Source organism: Rhodobacter sp. 24-YEA-8 (genome assembly GCF_900105075.1).
Taxonomy (GTDB): domain Bacteria; phylum Pseudomonadota; class Alphaproteobacteria; order Rhodobacterales; family Rhodobacteraceae; genus Pseudogemmobacter.
Genome location: NZ_FNSK01000001.1, coordinates 687,957 through 706,399 on the forward strand (window position 1 = coordinate 687,957; position 18,443 = coordinate 706,399).

Sequence of the window (18,443 nt, forward strand, 5' to 3'; positions counted from 1 at the left end):
CCGGATCCCCGCGGGGTACTTTCTGGCAGAAAATGAGCGGATCTTCAGGCAGCAGGGGGCAATATGCGGTTTCTGGATTTCACCTCATGGCAGACATTGCTGGCGACGGTTGCCAGTTTGCTGCTGGTGACGCTGATCGGTGTGGGGATCCGCATTGTCATGATGCTGACGATTCAGCAGCGTCAGCAGCGGATGAACCGTCAGATCAATGAGCGGCTGAAAGTGCTGATCGCGGCTTACAAGGTGCTGGGCGGATCATTTACGGGCACGCTGACGGTCGATCCGACCCATTTGCGTGACCTGCGGGCCCGGCTGGAAGCCGAGGGCGCCGAGGCAGAAGTGATCAACTCGTCAGCCAGCCGGCTGGAGCGGACACGGGTGGTGCGCGATGCGGTGGAGGCGGCGCTGTCGGATATCATCCTGCTCGGGACAAAGGAACAGGTGCGGCTTGCTGCGGCGGCCGCGGCCGATATGGCGGCAGGGCGGCCGGTGCCGACGGCGGAGCTGGTCATTTCCCTGCGCGCCTATATCCGCGCGGCGCTGGATCTGGAGCCGGTGCCGGCTGATGTGGTGATCCCGGCTCAGGGTCCGACACGGGGCGGTGCTGCGGCGGGCAAATCCGGAGGGCGCGGCGGAGATGGCGGCGGCTCTGGTGGAGGTGGCGGCGGTATGGGCGGCGGCGGTGGCATAGGGGGCGGTGGTATGGGTATGGGACCGGGCCAGCGCGAGGGCGAAAGCAGCTGAGGCGGCTGGCAAGGAGTCCTTAAACCTCTGGCGGCAACATAGGGTGATTCTGATCGACAGGTGCCAATGTGACCCGCCCGACCGAGCTGACCGATAATTGTGAGGCTGAGTTCGCCTTTTCCGAGCTGATCTATTCGCGCACCTGTCCGCGCGGGCTGATCCGGTCGGGGAATTCCGTGTTCCGACGCATGGCCGGGATCCCCTGGGCCGATCTGATCGGGGCGCCGCACCGGGTTATTCGCCATCCTGATATGCCGAAAGGGTTCTTCTACCTGTTCTGGCAGATGCTGAAAGCGGGCGAGCCCGCGGTCGGCTATGTCAAAAACCGCAAGGCGGATGGCGGCTATTACTGGGTCCTCGCGGCTGCAATGCCCTGCGAAGGGGGGTTCTTTTCGGTGAGGTTACGCCCCTCAAGCCCGATTTTTGAAAAGACCCGGTCGGAATATGCCGGGTTACGCGAGCGCGAACAAAGCGAGGGACTGACGCCCGAGGCCTCGTCGCAGATCCTGCTGGCCCGGCTCGCAGAGCTGGGGTTCCCCAGCTATGATGCCTTTGCGGCCCAGGCGCTGGCGACAGAAATCCGGTCGCGGGATATGCAGCTGAAACGGCCGGTGGATCGCAGCACCGAGACGCTGGCCTCGCTCCTGAGCCTTCTTGTCGAGACACTATCGGAACAGGCGCGGCTGGTGTCGCAGTTTTCCGATCTGGTGCTGCTGCCGGTGAATATGCGGCTGGTTGCGGCCCGGCTGGAACCCCAGGGCGGGCCGATCAGCCAGATTTCGGTGAATTACAAGAATTCCTCGGAAGAGATCTCGCGCCGGCTTTCGGAATTCGTATCGGGCAAGGGCAATCTTTGCGGACAGATGGCCAGCGCCGTGCGCCGAAGTCTGATCCTTGCCGGAACCTCGCGGCTCCAGGGCGAGCTGGTCGAGATCTACAATAATGGCGAAAGGGTTGAACGCGAAAAAGACGGCGAAGAGCGACGGGTCGAAGGCAAGGTTCTGGAAGGGGTGATCCGCGATTCCCGTACTTCGGCCCAGGTTTCCCTGAAAGAGGCCGGCAAGCTGGCGGGGATCCTCAATGAGGCCAGTATGGATCTCAGGCGGATGATCCTGGGCCTTGATACGATCCGCATTCTGGCCCGGGTGGAAAGCCGCAAGACCCAGGACAGCCAGACCGCGCTGACTGCCACAATTGATCGTATTGACGAGGTGCAGGCGTCGGTCTCGGAAAGCCTGAAGGCATTGATGGATCGCTCTGCCGCGATTGATCAGGCGCTGACCCTGCTGCGCGCGCCTGAGCGCAGCAAGACCCTGGCTGCGAGCTGAGGGAACCGGCGAGGGGATACCTGTCCGTTTCCCGGCAGCAGGAAGGGCTTTCTGAAAGCGGAGGCTTTTGTGGAGTCTCTGGCGACATCGGGATCACCTGGCTGACAGCGGGCCGCGCCAGATCCCGCCCGCGTCGAAATGGTGAGGCAGTGAGAAGGCAAGGCCTCTGCCGCAGCTGACGCCAGCCATCACGGGCACCAGACTGGTGCTGGTACCGTCCGGCAGCAGGAGGTAACCGTTATGTACAGGTCAGAACCGGTAGGCGGATTTCAGCTGCCGCAGATTCACCCGGATCAGAAAGCGGCTTCGGCCTGCATCCGGAAAAAATACGACGCATTTCTCCTGTTCCTAACGGGCGGCCGGCAAAGAGGTCTGGCCTGTATGCGATAACAGGCGGTCGACAGCGGTATAAAGGTCACCCTGTCGGGCAAGGTCTTTGTCAAATCCTTTGTCCCCCTTTCCAGAGGCCGAAGCCTCGGCTACGAATGGCGGCATGCGCTGGACGATCCCAAATACCCTCACTTTCATGCGGCTGCTCGCGGCTCCCGGCGTAGCTGTGTTGTTTCTCTATTTCCACAGGCCATGGGCCGACTGGCTGGCGCTCGCGCTTTTCATTGGCGCGGCGGTGACCGACTATTTCGACGGCTATCTTGCGCGGTTGTGGAAACAGGAATCCAAATTCGGGGCCATGCTGGATCCGATTGCCGATAAGGCCATGGTGGTGATCGCGATCATGGTTCTGACCGGCTATAACGGCATGAACCCCTGGCTGATCCTGCCCGCCACCGTGATCCTCTTCCGTGAGGTTTTTGTCTCGGGGCTTCGCGAGTTTATTGGGGCAAAAGCCGGCACGCTGCGTGTGACACAGCTCGCCAAATGGAAAACCACAGCGCAAATGGTTGCGATTGCAGCGCTTTTCCTTGGGACGGGGCTCGATTACGTCAACGGAATCGCGGCGCGCGGCATGACGGTCGAGCAATATGTCGATGCTGTCCGTGCCGGTACGGCCGATCCGATCCGGGCCTGCGTCACCCAAAACTGCGCTTCTTATGCCAATTCCGTCGGCCTTGTGCTGATCTGGATCGCGGCCATCCTCACCGCCTTCACTGGCTGGGAATATTTCGCGAAATCAAGACCATATCTGCGGGATGATCCATGATCGAGATCCTCTATTTCGCATGGCTGCGCGAAAAGATCGGTCTGCCGCGCGAGAGGGTCGAGACCGGGGCGGCAACGGTCGCCGATCTCGTGCAGGAGCTGGCGCTGCGCGGCGAGGCCTATGCTCTGGCCTTTGCCGATCTGACCAGCCTGCGGGTGGCACTTGATCAGGAACTGGCGGATTTTGAAGCCCCGCTTGCAGGGGTGCGGGAAGTGGCATTCTTCCCGCCAATGACCGGGGGCTGAGCCGTGAACGCGCCAGAGATCCGGGTGCAGGCGGCGGCGTTTGACCAGGGGGCAGAGCTGAACCGCTTTACCTCTGCCGCCGGTCCGGCTGGCGCGGTGGTCAGCTTTTCCGGCATCGTGCGCGATGAGGGCGGTACGCTCGAAGCACTTGAAATCGAACATTATCCTGCGATGACCGCCGTCGCGATCCAGGCCATTGCCGAAGAGGCCGCGCGCCGCTGGGCGCTTACCGCGACACTGGTGATCCACCGTTTCGGGCGGCTGGTTCCCGGCGAGGCGATCATGATGGTCGCCACCGCCGCCCGCCATCGTCGTGAGGCTTTCGAGGCGGCGGAGTTCCTGATGGATTATCTCAAATCGCGCGCGCCGTTCTGGAAAAAGGCCTTCACCGCCGGGGGCGCCGAATGGGTTGCCGCCAGAGACAGCGATGAAGAGGCGCTGGGCCGCTGGGGCTGACGCACTTGCCCCGACGCGACTAACCCTTCCGACCGAACCGTTCAGACCAGCAGGGTTGCAGATCGCCGCGCTGAGGGCTGGCGAGCCAGACCGCGTGGGCAATGGCGCGCGACAGGCAGACTGCCGCCGAATGGCCGATCTGGAACAGATCGGTCAGCGGATCATGCAAGTCCCGTGCCCCGCTCGCGGCTGCGAAGACCAGATCTCCGTCGATCAATGTGTGCGACGGGCAGATCGCCCGCGCCATGCCATCATGTGCCGCCACCGCGACCCGATGCGCCTCGGCTTTGGTCAATGTGGCGTCGGTGGCGACAATGGCGATGGTGGTGGCCTCGCCCATCCGCTTCATCGGCAGGGGGGCTGCCGCTGCGGGCAGCGCGGGGGCGGGCCCGAGGCCGCCGAATTCGGCCCCCTCTTCGAACGGGGCTGCGAGAAACCAGGGGCCATCGCCCGCCGTCACCTGACCAAGCGCATTGACCGCGACCAGCGCGCCGACCGTGATCCCCGAGGGCAACAGGGCCGAGGCCGAGCCAAGCCCGCCCTTCAGCGTGCCGGTCATTGCCCCGGTGCCGGCCCCGACGCTGCCGAGCGTGAAATCCACCGCCGCCGCCTCCAGTGCGGCACGACCCAGGGCAGGGTAGGGGCTGGTCACCGCCTCTTTGGCCCAGGCTTTGTCGCCGCCATTGAGCAGGTCGAAGAGGATGGCACCCGACACGATCGGCACCCGCTGCTCGCCCACCGCATAGCCACGGCCCATCGCGCGCAGCCCCGCCATCACGCCGGAACAGGCATCAAGGCCAAAGGCCGACCCGCCGGATAGCACCAGCGCATCCACCTCGCTCACCAGCCGGTCGGGCGCCAGAAGATCGGTCTCGCGGCTGCCCGGGGCGCCTCCCATCACATGTACCGCCGCCGTGAAGGGGCGGTCAGCCGTCAGGACGGTAACACCCGAATGCAGCACCGGATCCGAGGCATTGCCGACCCGAAACCCCGCGACATCGGTGATCAGATTGCCTGGTCCTGGCCGCATCTGCCGCATCCCTTCCGCATCGCCTGCTCTGCCCTGTTCCAGGCGCAGACTGCCCGCATTTCTGCCATTGATCCAGTGCCTGCGCCTGCGCCACCCCGTCCGGGCCGGGCGAAGCCCGCCGCGGGGCGATGTCTGATTTGTTGCCACAGTCGCAACACTTAACCCGTGCATTGGCCCGTCTGGCACCTGAATCGACGCGCGCGGCCCTTCGGGACTTGACGTGGCGCAGAGGGCGTGGCGCATGGACTCTATGCGGGACGGCGGCGGCCGTCCTGAGTCGTTTTCACCACACCGGGATGACCTTCGTGATTTTCACACTGCCCCGCCTTGTTGCCGTGCTTGCCCTTTCCGCCCTTGCTGCCTGTGGCGCGAAACCTCATATCGAAGAGACGCCGGGCGTGGTCGCCGGCTACGAGGCCGTGGATGACGGCAAGATCCATATTCCGGCCGTTGCGCCGAAATATCTGATGGAGGACCATCGCCGCGCAGAGGTGGCCTATAACGGCGATGATGCGCCCGGCTCTATCGTGGTCGATGTCTATTCACGCAAGCTCTACTGGGTGCTGCCCGACGGGCGCGCGGTGCGCTATGCCATCGCGGTGGGCCGCGAGGGAACCTCGTTCCGTGGCAATGGCTATATCGGGCGCAAGGCGGAATGGCCGTCCTGGACGCCGACCGCCAATATGATCCGCACCCGCCCCGATCTTTACGCGGAATATGCCGGCGGTCTGCCGGGAGGGCTTGAAAACCCGCTGGGTTCGCGCGCGCTTTACCTTTATCGCGGCGGCCGTGACACCATGTTCCGCATCCATGGCACCATCGACAATGCGTCGGTCGGGCTGGCGACCAGCGCGGGCTGCATCCGTCTTTACAACCAGGATGTGATGGATCTTTACACCCGCGCCGGCAATGGCACCCATGTGAAGGTCCGCAGCGAGGCCGAGAGTGTCGCGCTTGAGGGGCCCTATATGGATGACGCCTTTGGCCGTGCCGTGCCGGAGACCGAGGCGAATATCGCGAAGAAGGCGGCGGATGAGGCGGCCATTGCCAAAGCTGAGGCCGATGCCCGCGTGGCGGCTGAAAAGGCCGAGGCAAAGCGTCTGAAGCAGTGCAAGCGCAAGAAGATCGCGCCCGAGGATTGCCCGCTGCCAGAGACCGAAGCCGCCGCTGGCTGAGCGCCTTCGCCCTGACCTGATGAAAACCGCGCCAGAACATGGCGCGGTTTTTTCATGTGACGGGAGTTTTGCGTCTGCCGTGATCGCGGCTTTCCCCTGATCATTGCGCCTCGGTTTCGGGGAATTGACCGGGGTCCTTTCGGGGCCTCAGGCGGTGTTCAGGCGACGATCACATAATCTTTGAGCGTGGTCTCGATCACCTCCCAGGTACCGGCATAACCAGGGCGGATGATGAAACTGTCGCCCGCTTTCAGATGGGTTTCAGCGCCATTCTGGTCGGTCACCACCGAATGGCCCTCATGGATATAGACATATTCCCATTCATCATAAGAGACCTTCCACTTGCCTTTGGTCGCCTGCCAGAGGCCGGAATAAAGCCCCTCTTTTTCCTCAAGGCTCCAGGTCGTATGGACCGGATCGCCCGCGATCACCTTTTCGGGCGAAGGGCGGTCCGTCTCGGGCGTGATGCCGTCACGGGTGACGCGCAGGATCAGGGGATGGGTCATAAATTGCTCCGTGGCTGAAAGGGGCTGCACGGGGCATAAGCCCTGGCGAACCGGTTTGGCCCATTGGCGCCGGGAGGCGCCACGGCGTCAAGAGGGGGCAGCCGGAGGGGCAAAAGCCAGGTGCTGCACTGCGGCGCTTAATTCTTGCACAAGTTGCAGCGCTATGCCCTTATGCTGCACAATTTGTTAACGAAGCCCGGGACCTGCATCGCCCATGAGCGCCACTTCCTCCGCCAGGGCGGTTCTGCCGCCCGATATCAGGGCCATGAAAGGGGGGGCGCCGATTGTCACCCTCACCGCCTATACGACGCCGGTTGCGCGGCTGGTTGATCCGCATTGCGATGTGATCCTGGTGGGCGACAGCCTTGGCATGGTGATCCACGGACTGCCCTCGACCATTGGCGTGACGATGGAGATGATGATCCTGCATGGTCGCGCCGTGGTCCGGGGCGCGTCAAAGGCGATGGTGGTGATCGATATGCCCTTCGGGTCTTATGAGGAAAGCCCGGCCCAGGCCTTTCGCAATGCGGGTCGGCTGATGGCCGAGACCGGTGCGACCTCGGTCAAGCTTGAAGGCGGCGCGCATATGGCGGAAACGATTGCGTTCCTGACCGCGCGCGGCGTGCCGGTGATGGCGCATATCGGGCTGACGCCGCAATCGGTGAATACGCTGGGCGGCTATAAGGTCGTCGGGCGTGACGGTGAGGCCGAGAAGGTGATGGCCGACGCCCGGGCCGTCGAGGCGGCGGGCGCCTATTCGGTGGTGCTGGAAAAGGTGCCCGCAGGGCTCGCGGCGCAGATCACCGGGGCACTTGCGATCCCGACCATCGGGATCGGTGCGGGCGTCGATTGTGACGGCCAGGTTCTGGTAGTCGATGATATGCTGGGGCTTTTCACCGAATTCCGCCCGAAATTCGTCAAGCGCTATGGCAATCTGGGCGAGGCTGCCGATCAGGCCATCGCGACCTATGCCGCCGAGGTGCGCGCACGCGCCTTTCCTGGCCCTGACCATTCCTTTGCTGACACTATGCCAGGACCAAAAACCTCCAAATGACTGAAATCATTCATACTGTAGCCGAGCTGCGCCAACGTGTGCGGGCCTGGCGGTCGGCTGGCGATATGACCGGCGTGGTGCCAACGATGGGCGCTTTGCATGAGGGCCATCTTTCGCTTGCGCGGCGGGCGCGGCTGGAATGCGAGCGCGTGATCACCACGATCTTCGTCAACCCGCGCCAGTTCAATAATCCTGACGATCTGAGCCGCTACCCCCGCACGCTGGACTCCGATGCGGCGCTTTTGAAATCGGTACCGGTGGATGTGGTCTTTGCGCCGGATGTCGATGAGGTCTATCCCGATGGTTTTATCACCACGGTCTCGGTTGGTGGTGTGTCAGAGCCGCTTGAGGGACGTATGCGCCCGGGCCATTTCGACGGTGTGGCGACGGTGGTAACCAAGCTTCTTGGTATGACCGAGGCGCAGCGCGGCTATTTCGGTCAGAAGGACTGGCAGCAATTGCAGGTGGTGACGCGGCTGGTGGCCGATCTCAACCTGCCGGTGCAGATCGTGGGTTGCGAGACGGTGCGCGAAGCGGATGGCCTCGCCATGTCCTCACGCAATCGCCAGCTGACCGGGGCGGGCCGCAACATCGCTCCTGTGCTATATGCCGCGATCAGCCGCGCCGCCGACGAAATCCGTGACGGCCAGAGCGACCGTATGGCGATCCGCGAGGCGGCGGAAACCATGCGCAATGCCGGGTTCGAGCGGGTGGAATATATCGAATTGCGCGATGCCGGCACGCTGATGCCCTCGGATGACCCGAAACGCCCGCGCCGGATGCTCGCCGCCGCCTGGCTCGACGGCGTGCGCCTGATCGACAATATCCCGGTCTGACCCTTCCGGGTGGAAGATAGAAGCCAGGAGGAACGGCCGGCTTCCTTCTGATCCGCACAGCCCCGGGGGGAGGGGGCGGCCGCGCCGCCTTGCACCGTCAGAAAGACAGAAAAAGGCGTCCGGATATTCTCCGGACGCCTTTCGTCTTTCGTGAAGTCACCAGTCCCGGCAGGGATCAGTTCAGCGGGCCCATCGGGGTTTCTGCCTCGACCATAGCCTGGGTCGCAGCCAGTTCCGGATCCGAGACGAGGCCGTAAGCGGCGAGCGGGCCATCCGGGCCAGCCACTTCATCCGAGACGAAGAACTGGACGAAATCCTTCAGGCCAGGCACCACGCCGAAATGGGCTTTCTTGACGTAGATATAGAGCGGGCGCGAGATCGGGTATTCGCCGGCCGCGATGGTTTCCACCGAAGGCACGATACCGTCGATGGTGGCGACGCGCAGTTTGTCGGTGTTGTTCTGGTAGAAGCTCAGGCCGAAGACGCCGATGGCGTTCTTATCGGCGTCGATGCGGGCGAGGGTCTCGGTATAGTCGCCGTCGATATCGACCGAAACGCCATCGGTGCGCAGGGCGTGGCAGCCCGAAACAGCGGCTTTTTTCTTCGCATCGTCGTCGCCTTCGGCAGCGGCGAAGAACAGGTCATAGGCGCCGGTGGCCTTGCAGCCGACTTCCAGAACTTTCACGTCGAACACTTCGCGGGTGCCGTGCTTGGTGCCCGGGATCATGGCGAGGATGTTTTGCGCCGGGAAATCGGCCTTCACATCGGCCCAGGCTTTGTTCGGGTTGGCCACCAGAGCGCCGTCTTTGGCAACCTGAGCGGCGAGCGCATTGTACCAGTCAGCCGGCTCGAAAGCGAATTCCGGACCGTCCACGGCCGAGGCAAAGACGATGCCGTCATAGCCGATGCGGACTTCGAGGATCTCGGCCACGCCGTTTTTGGCGCAGAGGTCGATATCCGACTGCGAAATGCGCGAGGACGAATTCGCGATATCGATGGTGTTTTCGCCAACGCCTTCGCAGAGTTTCTTGCGGCCGCCACCCGAACCACCACCTTCGACAACCGGGGTCGGGTGGTCGAAATTCTCACCGAAAGCCTCGGCGACGATGGTGGCATAGGGCAGAACGGTGGACGAGCCCGACAGCTGGATCTGGTCGCGCGCAGAGGCGGCCGAGGCCGCAGCAGCCATCGCAAGGGCGGAGACGGCGAGTTTCACGGTGTTCATGGATCACTCCTGATGTGCAGACCGGCGAGTCGGCCTTCGCCAGCCGGAATATGCGGGTTCGGTAACGGCAATCCTGCATTTGTGTAACAGAGGCATGACGATTTCGGTCTCCCGGCCCGCAGATCTCTAGGGCTCGCGCTGCCAGGGCAACTTCTGCGCTGCGGCATTGATCAGCATATATGAACACAGATGTCGAAAAAGCGGGCCTGCTGTTAGCGGATGTGCAGGTCTATATCCCTCTCATCCGACGCAAAACAGCGTCATGAAAAACCCGAAAGGACAATGAAATGAAACGCTTCGCTACCATCGCCACCGCTGCCGCCCTCATCGCTGCTTCGAGCCAGTTCGCTCTGGCCGCTCTGCCGGCTCCGAAAATCACCCGCGCTGCTCCGGAAATCATTGAAGTGCCGGCTGCCCAGATCAAATCCAGCAAAGAACTGCATCAGCTGGGTCTGGAACGCTCCACCCCGGTTGAAGTGACCAAAATCCCGGCTGGTCCGCGCGACACCAGCAAAGGCCGTGGCTGAACCAGGATCCGGACGCAATGCGGCCGGATAGCAAAAGGGGCAGCTGCATCAGCGGCTGTCCCTTTTTTAAGTAAGACGACAGAAAAGGGCCGGTATCTGCACCGCGCATGTTCTTCTGTCATTTAACAGTAACATTGATGTGAAATTCGCGCTCTGCCGCACAGATGTGACGCGTGGTCTCCGGTTGTCGGAAGACCTTCGCATGCCTAAATCCTGCACATATAAATCACCGGAAACCGGGTATGTGTTATGGATACGGCAGTTCTGCGTACTTATGTTCATATTATCGAGGAAGGCAGCTTTGCGGGTGCTGCCAGGCGGATGGGGGTCTCGCGCAGTCTTGTCAGCAAATATGTCTCGGATCTTGAGGCGCGGCTTGGCGCGCAGCTCCTGACCCGGTCGACCCGCTCGCTCAGCCCTACTCAACTGGGGCGTTCCTATTTCGAACAGGTGCGCGAAATCCTGCAACATCTGGATGACGCCGATGATTCCGTCCGTCAGGGCGTGGGAATGGTGGCGGGCAAGCTGCGGATCGGCGCGCCGGTCACGTTCACGCTGCAGGTTCTGAACCCGCATGTGATGCGCTTTATGGAAGCCTATCCCGATGTCCGGCTGGATCTTTCGCTTGATGATGGCTGTGTTGATCCGGTTGCGGCGGGGTTTGATGCTACCATCCGGGTGGGGGTGCTGGATGACAGCAGCATGCGGGCCCGGCATCTGTGCGAGGTCGATACGGTGCTGGTCGCCTCACCGGAATATCTTGCCGAACATGGCACGCCGACAGAGCCGGCCGATCTGAGCGAGCATCGCATTCTCTATTACACCAATACGAAAAGTGCCGGCACCTGGCCGTTCCGTCGCGGCAATGAGGTGATCCATCAGAAGGTGACGCCGGCTTTTTCGACCAATAACGGCGATATGATCCGCACGGCGGCGCTGGAGGGGCAGGGGGTCGCGCTGACGGTCGGCTTTCAGGTTGCGGCGGATCTGGCGGCGGGGCGGCTGGTGCCGATCCTGACGAATTACGGCCTGCCGGAACTGCCGGTGAGTGTGATCTGGCCCAGCTCGCGCAATATGGGGGCCGCGCTCCGGGCCTTTGTCGATTTCCTTGGTCAAAGCGATTTCCACACCCGTCGGGTCGTCACTCCGGAATTGGTCAAGTAGCGAAATCCCGCCGTTTCATATTGAATTTCAGCAGGTTCTTGCCTTGATGCGGGCGCTTCACGATGAGAACTTGCTCTTTGCGTGGCACGCCTGTCTTGTGCCGCAGCAATGATCCCAATTGTGGAGTTTGATATGCGTAAGTCTCTGGTTCTGTCTTCGGCCGCTCTGGTGGCTTCTCTTTTTGCTGCGCCGCTGATGGCGCAAACGATGGATGATGCCGTGGCTGCGGCGCGCAATCAGCTTGGTTTGCTGGAATACTGCCAGGCCGAGGGTCACACCGATGGCGCGGCTGTCGAGGCCCAGACCAAGATGATGGCGCTGCTTCCGGCAGCGACCGATGCCACCAAAGGCGACGAAGCCTATGCCAAAGGCAAAGAGGGCAAGCTCTCGGTCGGTGGCGTCGAGCAGGATCTGGCCGCGGCGGAAGCCCAGGGCAGCAGCATTGCCGATATGTGCAAGCAGATGGCGGATGCTGTCGTTGCGGCTTCGGCCCAGATGGGCGGCTGATCGCCCCGACTTGTTCCGGGATCGTGACGCGGTCCCGGCGTGTCAAAGGCCCCCTCAGGGGGCCTTTTTCATTGCCCGCCAAACCCCTATCTTTTGTATGGGATTTTAAGGGGACCGTGCGATGCAGCTTCACCACAGCTATCTGACCGAGCTTCCGGGCACATTCCTGCGCCACATGCCGGATACGGCGCCGTCGCCTGCGCTGATCGTGCTGAATGAAACGCTGGCAGAGGCCCTGGGTCTGGATCTGAAGGAGTTGCGGGACGAGGGCGCGGCATGGTTTTCGGGGGGGGGCGTGCCGGAAGGGGCGGATCCTGCGGCGCTGGCCTATGCCGGGCATCAGTTCGGCGGCTTTTCCCCCGCTCTGGGCGACGGGCGGGCGCATCTTCTGGGTGAGATCCGGGGGCCGGACGGGCGGCTTTGGGATCTGCAGCTGAAAGGTTCAGGCCGCACACCGTTTTCGCGGGGTGCGGATGGCAAGGCAGCCCTTGGGCCAATGCTGCGCGAATATCTGCTATCCGAGGCGATGGCGGCGCTTGGCGTTCCCACGACCAGGGCGCTGGCGGTGACGACAACGGGCGAACGCATTGCGCGGGATGGCGCGTTGGTGCCCGGCGCGGTTCTGGCGCGGGTGGCGGCGAGCCATATCCGGGTCGGCACTTTCCAGTATTTCGCCGCGCGCGGTGACGGCGAAAAGCTGCGCGCGCTCGCCGATTACGCGATCCGCCGCCATTATCCGGAAATCCCAGACACGTCAGAGCGTTATCTGGCGTTCTTCGATCAGGTTTGTGCCCGCCAGGCCGCGCTGATTGCCGAATGGATGGGGCTTGGTTTCATCCATGGCGTGATGAATACCGACAATATGGCGATCTCGGGCGAGACCATCGATTATGGCCCCTGTGCATTCATGGAAGATTACGCCCCCGGCACGGTGTTTTCCTCGATCGACCGCCAGGGGCGTTATGCCTGGGCCAACCAGCCGCTGATCCTTGCCTGGAACCTGGCGCGACTGGCGGAATGCCTGCTTCCGTTGATCGCGGAGGATGAGGCGGCGGGGGTAGAGCTGCTGAACACCCGGCTTGAGGGGATCGCGGGGCTTTACCGGCGCGAATGGCTGCGGGTGATGCGGCGCAAACTGGCGCTTTCGGGCGAAGATGACGCGGATGGCGCGCTGATCGACGATCTGCTGACCGCGATGACCGGTGCAGACTGGACCCTGACCTTCCGCCGCCTTGCACCCCTGGTCGAGGGCGATGCGGTGCCGCTGAAAGCGCTGTTCGAGGATTTCACGAAGATGGAGGCCTGGCTGCCGCGCTGGCAGGCGCGGCTTGCGCCCGACGCGGCGGCAAAGCTTCGGGCCGCCAATCCGGCAGTGATCCCACGCAATCACCGGGTCGAAGAGGCGCTCGCCGCTGCAACAGAGGGCGATCTTGTGCCCTTCCGCGCATTGCTGGCTGCGGTGCAGAAACCGTGGGACGAGGCAGAATATTACATGCTGCCCGCGCCGCAGGGTTTCGGGCGCTATGTGACTTTTTGCGGCACCTGACCCGGGAAACGGTTCCATCACATCTTTTTTGCAGAGGCAGCAACCACCCCATCGGCGGAAAGCTGCACAAAGACGTGCCCCGGGGTCGTGCTTTCCCGCACGAACCGGTGTTTTCAAACACTTATCAGTTGAAGGAAATGTGTCACAGCAGTATCGAATCGCCCGATGATCCCAATGCTGCAGGTGCGAAATACTCGATTCGCGTCCTGAGGCAGTAAGGATCGCCCAGCAAGACGGAAACCGGCAGTCAGGACGTCCTGATCCGCAAGGCCCGCCAGCCAGCACAGGGTTCAGAGGCGAGACGTGAGCGACAAACCAGTGACCGCCAGAGCCGAAGGCGGTGAGCGGCGTGAACGCGACATAAGGCTGGATTTTTTCCGTGGCCTCGCGATGATCGTCATCCTCATCGCCCATATCACCGATAACCCCTGGACCCTCTGGATGCCGGGCCGGTTCGGATTCTCGGATTCCACCGAGATCTTCGTCTTCTGCTCGGGCATGGCCTCGGCGCTGGCTTATGGCGTTATCTTTCACCGCGCCGGCTGGCTGATCGGGACAGGGCGTATTCTATACCGCATCTGGCAGGTCTATTGGGTCCATATCGGCGTCTTCCTCGTCGCCGTTTTCGCGATGCTCGCTCTGAACATGTCGGGGGCCTTTCCCCGCGATGAGGTCGGTTCGCTGAACCTCTATCCCTTCCTGAAAAACACCGCGTCGAATTTCTTCGGGCTGATGACGCTGACCTATGTGCCGAACTATTTCGACATTCTGCCGATGTATATGGTGCTGCTGGCGCTGGTTCCGGTGATGATCGCGCTGGCAAGGATCGATCCGCGCCTCGCGCTGGCGGCCTCGGTCGTGCTTTGGCTTTGCGGCACCACAGGCAGTCTCTGGCTGCCTGCGGAATGGTGGTTCGTGAACAATTCGACACGGCCATGGTTCTTCAACCCCTTTGCCTGGCAGCTGGTCTTTTTTACCGGTTTCGCGCTGATGTCCGGCTGGATCCCGGCGCCCCCCCTGCGGCGTGAGCTGGTGGTCCTGGCGCTGGCCATCGTGATCCTGACCGTGCCCTTCGCCTGGCATGTGGTGATCGGCAAATCCACGATCCTGCAGGACTGGCGCAATGAATGGCGCCTGCTTTACGACAAGACCGGCTTTGGTCTGCTGCGCTATGTGCATTTCCTGGCGCTGGCCTATCTCGCCTGGGCAGTGGCGGGCGAAAAGGGCGCGCGGCTGCGCGGCCTCGCCACCGACTGGCCGCGCCTTATTGGCATGGTCACCGATATCGGGCGGCAATCGCTTGCGGTTTTCGCGGTGTCGATGGTGCTGGCGCGGGTGCTGGGCGCATTCCTCAAACTTTTCGGCCCGGGCGTGATCGTGACCCCGGCCATCAATTTCACCGGTCTCCTGCTGATCTGGCTGACGGCGCGTATCGCTGCCTGGTTCAAGGGGCAGGGCTGGAAACGTCATATGAGCGCTGGTGCAGCACCGGATCCGGTGCCGGCCCAGGCGCCGCACATACATGAGGCCGGCCGCGTCGTGCCGTCTCAGGGAGCCAAGGCATGACCAGGACCGTTTCCGATATCCTCACCTCGGGCGCACTGAACCGGCGCGGCGCGCTTGGCCTCGTGCTGGCCATGGCGGCGGCGGGTGTGTTGCCGCGGGCAGGGCGGGCGGAAGAGCTGCCCGAAGGCGGGATCGTCACGCCCGAAGGCGTGAAGCTCGGTGCGGCCGAGCCCTTTGCCGATGGCATGGTCGAGGCACTGGCCCGCGCCATGGCCGAACAGCCCTATGCCCCCCCGACCGAGATCTCGCCGGAATGGAAGGGCCTGACCTATGACCAGATCCGCGAGATCTGGTTCGATGGCAAACATGCGCTTTACGGTGCGACTGACAGCCCGGTCCGGGCCGAAATGTTTGTGGCTGGACTGTACCAGCATTTCCCGGTCGAGATTTTCGCCGTCGCCCGGGGCGAAGCGCGCGAGATCCTGTTCGACTACGATCTCTTTGTCCGCACCGACCGTTTCCCTGAACTGCCCGAAACCGGTACCGGGTTTTCGGGCTTCCGCCTGACGGGCGAGATCGAGACCAAAGGCACCTTCCAGGAATATGCCGTTTTCCAGGGCGCGACCTATTTCCGCGCGGTGGCCAAAGGTCAGCAATACGGGCTTTCGGCACGCGGTTTCGCGCTGAACACCGCAGCGCCGGATCAACCTGAAGAATTTCCGCAATTCCGCCGCTTCTGGATCGAAGAGGGCAAGCTGCATGACGAAGAGGCGGTGGTCTGGGCGCTGATGGACAGCCCGTCTTTGACCGGCGCTTACCGATTCGCGATCCGCAAGGGCGATGTGACCACGATGGATATCGAAGCCGTCGTTTTCCCGCGCGTCACGCTGACGGCGACGGGTCTGGCGGCGGGGACGTCGATGTTCCTGTTCAATGATATGAACCGGATCGCCTTTGATGATTTCCGCGAAGGCGTGCATGACAGCGACGGGCTGCTGGTCGCGACCGGTTCGGGCGATCTGTTGTGGCGCCCGCTCAACAACCCGAAATCGGTCGAAACATCCTGGTTCAGCGATGAGAACCCGCGCGGGTTTGGCCTGATGCAGCGCGCGCGCGATCCGGGCAGCTATAATGACTTTGCCGCGCATTATGAGCGCCGCCCGTCTTTGTGGGTCGAACCGAAAGGCGACTGGGGCAGGGGCTCGGTCGTGCTGGTCGAGATCCCGGCGGATAAGGAAATCTATGACAATATCGTCGCCTTCTGGCGCCCCGAGGCGCCGATGGAGGCCGGATCGGAGAACCGCTTCGCTTATCGCCTTTACTGGGCCGATGGCGCGCCGCCGGTCGATGGTGAAAAGGCCCGCGTGATTGCGTCCCGTCAGGGGGACCGGGTCTTCGAAGCCGGTCGTATGTTCGCGATTGATTATGAGGCGCATCCGGCGCTCGGCTCTGATCCGGGCGCGCTTGAGGCGCGGGTCACGGCCTCGGCCGGAGACGTGACCGGCACGCTGATCCACAGGAATGACGCGACCGGCGGAATGCGGGTCGATGTGACGCTGATCCTGCCGGAGGACCGACCGGTGGAGCTGCGGGTAGAGCTGTGGCGCGGTGGTGTGACCATGGTTGGTGAAGTCTGGCTTTATCGTTGGGTGGCCTGAACATGTCTCGTGCCTTTCGTCCGCAATATGGCTTCCGCCCGGTCACGCTGCCGGCGCCTCTGTCGATGCCTGACCAGCTGCTCGACCGGCCCGCGCATGACCCGGCCGCGCGGGCAGGCGGGCCGATCCGCAGCCATTCGCGGCTGGCCCGCGCGGCTGTGCTGCTGGTGCCGCCGCCCTTTGCGATCGGCTTTGGCTATATGACCGGCACGGTGCTGGCGGCGGATGGCATCTTTACGCCGGCCGATCTGCTGCTGGCGGCTTTGTCGGGCTTTGCGGTGTTCTGGATGGCGATGTCGGTCGTGTCGTCTTTCTTCGGCCTCTTCTGGCGCGCGCCGGCAAAGGCCAATGCGGCGGCCCCCGGCCTTCGGATCGCGATCCTTTTGCCGATGTATGGCGAGGATCCCGAAGCGACGCTGGCGCCGTCGGTGGCGCTGCTCGACAGCCTGCGGGCGCCGGGCCATGCGCATCGCTTTTCGCTGCATGTTCTGTCGGATACCCGCAACGGGCGGGCGGCACTGGACGAGGCGGCTATGGTTGCGAAACTGACCGCGAGCCGCCCGGATCTGGCGATCACCTATCGCCACCGGCTTAAAAATACCGATTACAAACAAGGCAATGTGCGGGACTGGATCACCCGTCAGGGCGCGGCCTATGATGCAGCGCTGATCCTTGATGCGGATTCGGTGATGGGGCGCGGGACGGTGCTGACGCTCGCCGATACGCTGGTCGCAGATCCGGGCTGCGCGCTGGCGCAGACCCTGCCGATCACCGGCGCGGGCGAAAGCCGCTGGCAGCGTATGCAAAGCTTCGCGAGCCGGGTTTATGGCGGCCCGCATGGTCGTGGCTTTGCGATCTGGACCGGGTCTGACGGTAATTTCCTCGGCCATAATGCGATGGTGCGGATGAGGGCTTTTGCCACCAATTGCGGCTTGCCGCATCTTCCGGGCCCGCGCCCGATGGGGGGCGTGATCCAGAGCCATGACTTTGTCGAAGCGGCCTTGCTGCGCCGGGCCGGCTGGGGCGTGCGGATCATCCCCGAAGCCGCCGACAGCCATGAAGAGGCGCCGTCGAACCTGCTGGCCCATATCAAGCGGGATGCGCGCTGGTGCCAGGGAAATCTGCAACATATGCGGCTCTTGAAAGTGCCGGGGCTGCACTGGGTCTCGCGGCTGCATTTCCTCTCGGGGGCGATGGCCTATATCGGTTCGGTTCTGCTTTTGGTGATGCTGGTGCTCTGGGCGATGGCCGATCAGGGCCGTACGGGCCAGACGACGGACCGGCTGGAGATCTGGCTGGCAGCCACGGTGATCTTCCTTCTGTTCGCACCGCGTGCCTTCGGGGTGCTGGATTACCTGCGCCGGGTGGGCGTGGCGAAGGGGCGGCGGCTTGGTTTTGTGAAGCTCTTGCTGATCGAGACCGTGGTGGCGGTGCTGTCGGCGCCTGTGATGATGCTGCACCATGCGAAGATCATCTTCCGGGCGCTGACCGGTGCAGATACCGGCTGGCCCCAGCACATGTCGGGACGGATCCCCCTGAAGGCGCTGCTGAAGTTCCATGCAGGCGAGACCGGGCTTGGCGTGCTGTTGAGCGGGATGATCGCACTTGGCATCCTGAGCGTCTGGTTCCTGCCGGTGGCGGCCGGGCTTTTGCTGGCGGTGCCGGTTTCGGCCTGGGTCTCGGAACCGGCTGGGGACCTGGCAGTGGTGCCGCTTGTCCCGGAGCGCTGAGGCCTGAAGCGGAATTGAGGCCGAGGCTGAGCGGTTTCTGAGGCAAT

18 protein-coding genes are annotated in these 18,443 nt (G+C 63.1%); 15 read left to right on the forward strand and 3 right to left on the reverse strand.

Features of this window, described 5'->3' with window-relative positions; translation table 11 throughout:
• Nucleotides 1-63 precede the first annotated feature (63 nt).
• The 5 genes from BLW25_RS24630 (at nucleotide 64) to BLW25_RS03380 (ending at nucleotide 3,932) form a co-directional block, all read left to right on the forward strand.
• Nucleotides 64-744 carry a hypothetical protein gene (locus BLW25_RS24630; RefSeq protein WP_216279325.1) on the forward strand — a complete coding sequence of 227 codons (681 nt, stop codon included), beginning with the start codon at nucleotides 64-66 and terminating at the stop codon, nucleotides 742-744.
• Nucleotides 745-812: 68 nt separating this feature from the next.
• Nucleotides 813-2,072: a PAS domain-containing protein gene (locus BLW25_RS03365; RefSeq protein ID WP_143040431.1), complete on the forward strand. Its 1,260-nt coding sequence runs from the start codon at nucleotides 813-815 to the stop codon at nucleotides 2,070-2,072.
• Nucleotides 2,073-2,565: 493 nt separating this feature from the next.
• Nucleotides 2,566-3,231, forward strand: a complete 666-nt coding sequence (gene pgsA, locus BLW25_RS03370) for a CDP-diacylglycerol--glycerol-3-phosphate 3-phosphatidyltransferase (protein WP_092896351.1) — start codon at nucleotides 2,566-2,568, stop codon at nucleotides 3,229-3,231.
• The gene (moaD, locus tag BLW25_RS03375) at nucleotides 3,228-3,476 is read left to right on the forward strand and encodes a molybdopterin converting factor subunit 1 (protein WP_092896353.1); all 249 of its coding nucleotides are present in this window, start codon (nucleotides 3,228-3,230) and stop codon (nucleotides 3,474-3,476) included. The genes pgsA and moaD overlap by 4 nt, the downstream gene beginning before the upstream one ends.
• Nucleotides 3,477-3,479: 3 nt before the next feature.
• Entirely contained in the window at nucleotides 3,480-3,932 is a 453-nt protein-coding gene (locus BLW25_RS03380; RefSeq protein WP_171909462.1) for a molybdenum cofactor biosynthesis protein MoaE, read from the forward strand.
• A gap of 19 nt (nucleotides 3,933-3,951) precedes the next feature.
• Here the strand turns inward: BLW25_RS03380 and BLW25_RS03385 are convergent, their stop codons facing one another.
• The gene (locus BLW25_RS03385; RefSeq protein ID WP_092901432.1) at nucleotides 3,952-4,962 is read right to left on the reverse strand and encodes a P1 family peptidase; all 1,011 of its coding nucleotides are present in this window, start codon (nucleotides 4,960-4,962) and stop codon (nucleotides 3,952-3,954) included.
• 296 nt (nucleotides 4,963-5,258) lie between these two features.
• Here BLW25_RS03385 and BLW25_RS03390 point away from each other — a divergent pair, with 296 nt between their 5' ends.
• Complete coding sequence (locus tag BLW25_RS03390; RefSeq protein ID WP_092896355.1) at nucleotides 5,259-6,137, forward strand: L,D-transpeptidase; 879 nt, start codon at nucleotides 5,259-5,261, stop codon at nucleotides 6,135-6,137.
• A 158-nt stretch (nucleotides 6,138-6,295) separates the two neighbouring features.
• Here the strand turns inward: BLW25_RS03390 and BLW25_RS03395 are convergent, their stop codons facing one another.
• On the reverse strand, nucleotides 6,296-6,643 hold the full coding sequence (locus BLW25_RS03395; protein ID WP_092896357.1) for a cupin domain-containing protein: 348 nt from the start codon (nucleotides 6,641-6,643) through the stop codon (nucleotides 6,296-6,298).
• Nucleotides 6,644-6,857: 214 nt separating this feature from the next.
• On the opposite strand from BLW25_RS03395, the gene panB reads away from it, so the two are divergent.
• Entirely contained in the window at nucleotides 6,858-7,697 is an 840-nt protein-coding gene (gene panB, locus BLW25_RS03400; protein ID WP_092896359.1) for a 3-methyl-2-oxobutanoate hydroxymethyltransferase, read from the forward strand.
• Nucleotides 7,694-8,533 carry a pantoate--beta-alanine ligase gene (gene panC / locus BLW25_RS03405; RefSeq protein WP_092896361.1) on the forward strand — a complete coding sequence of 280 codons (840 nt, stop codon included), beginning with the start codon at nucleotides 7,694-7,696 and terminating at the stop codon, nucleotides 8,531-8,533. Before panB ends, panC begins: the two co-directional genes overlap by 4 nt.
• A 175-nt stretch (nucleotides 8,534-8,708) precedes the next feature.
• Here the strand turns inward: panC and BLW25_RS03410 are convergent, their stop codons facing one another.
• Nucleotides 8,709-9,758 (reverse strand): substrate-binding domain-containing protein, encoded by a 1,050-nt coding sequence (locus BLW25_RS03410; protein WP_092896363.1) that lies wholly within the window; start codon nucleotides 9,756-9,758, stop codon nucleotides 8,709-8,711.
• Nucleotides 9,759-10,045: 287 nt separating this feature from the next.
• On the opposite strand from BLW25_RS03410, the gene BLW25_RS03415 reads away from it, so the two are divergent.
• The 7 genes from BLW25_RS03415 to mdoH all read left to right on the forward strand — a co-directional run bounded on the left by BLW25_RS03415 (nucleotide 10,046) and on the right by mdoH (nucleotide 18,396).
• Nucleotides 10,046-10,285 (forward strand): hypothetical protein, encoded by a 240-nt coding sequence (locus tag BLW25_RS03415; RefSeq protein ID WP_092896365.1) that lies wholly within the window; start codon nucleotides 10,046-10,048, stop codon nucleotides 10,283-10,285.
• 249 nt (nucleotides 10,286-10,534) lie between these two features.
• Nucleotides 10,535-11,449 (forward strand): LysR family transcriptional regulator, encoded by a 915-nt coding sequence (locus BLW25_RS03420; protein ID WP_092896367.1) that lies wholly within the window; start codon nucleotides 10,535-10,537, stop codon nucleotides 11,447-11,449.
• A gap of 132 nt (nucleotides 11,450-11,581) precedes the next feature.
• Entirely contained in the window at nucleotides 11,582-11,956 is a 375-nt protein-coding gene (locus tag BLW25_RS03425; RefSeq protein ID WP_092901435.1) for a pore-forming ESAT-6 family protein, read from the forward strand.
• 121 nt (nucleotides 11,957-12,077) lie between these two features.
• On the forward strand, nucleotides 12,078-13,502 hold the full coding sequence (locus tag BLW25_RS03430; protein WP_092896369.1) for a protein adenylyltransferase SelO: 1,425 nt from the start codon (nucleotides 12,078-12,080) through the stop codon (nucleotides 13,500-13,502).
• A gap of 303 nt (nucleotides 13,503-13,805) precedes the next feature.
• Entirely contained in the window at nucleotides 13,806-15,068 is a 1,263-nt protein-coding gene (locus tag BLW25_RS03435) for an OpgC family protein (RefSeq protein WP_092896371.1), read from the forward strand.
• Nucleotides 15,065-16,666 (forward strand): OpgD/OpgG family glucan biosynthesis protein, encoded by a 1,602-nt coding sequence (locus BLW25_RS03440; protein ID WP_092896373.1) that lies wholly within the window; start codon nucleotides 15,065-15,067, stop codon nucleotides 16,664-16,666. The genes BLW25_RS03435 and BLW25_RS03440 overlap by 4 nt, the downstream gene beginning before the upstream one ends.
• A 2-nt stretch (nucleotides 16,667-16,668) precedes the next feature.
• On the forward strand, nucleotides 16,669-18,396 hold the full coding sequence (gene mdoH, locus BLW25_RS03445) for a glucans biosynthesis glucosyltransferase MdoH (protein WP_092896375.1): 1,728 nt from the start codon (nucleotides 16,669-16,671) through the stop codon (nucleotides 18,394-18,396).
• The last annotated feature ends 47 nt before the right edge of the window (nucleotides 18,397-18,443 follow it).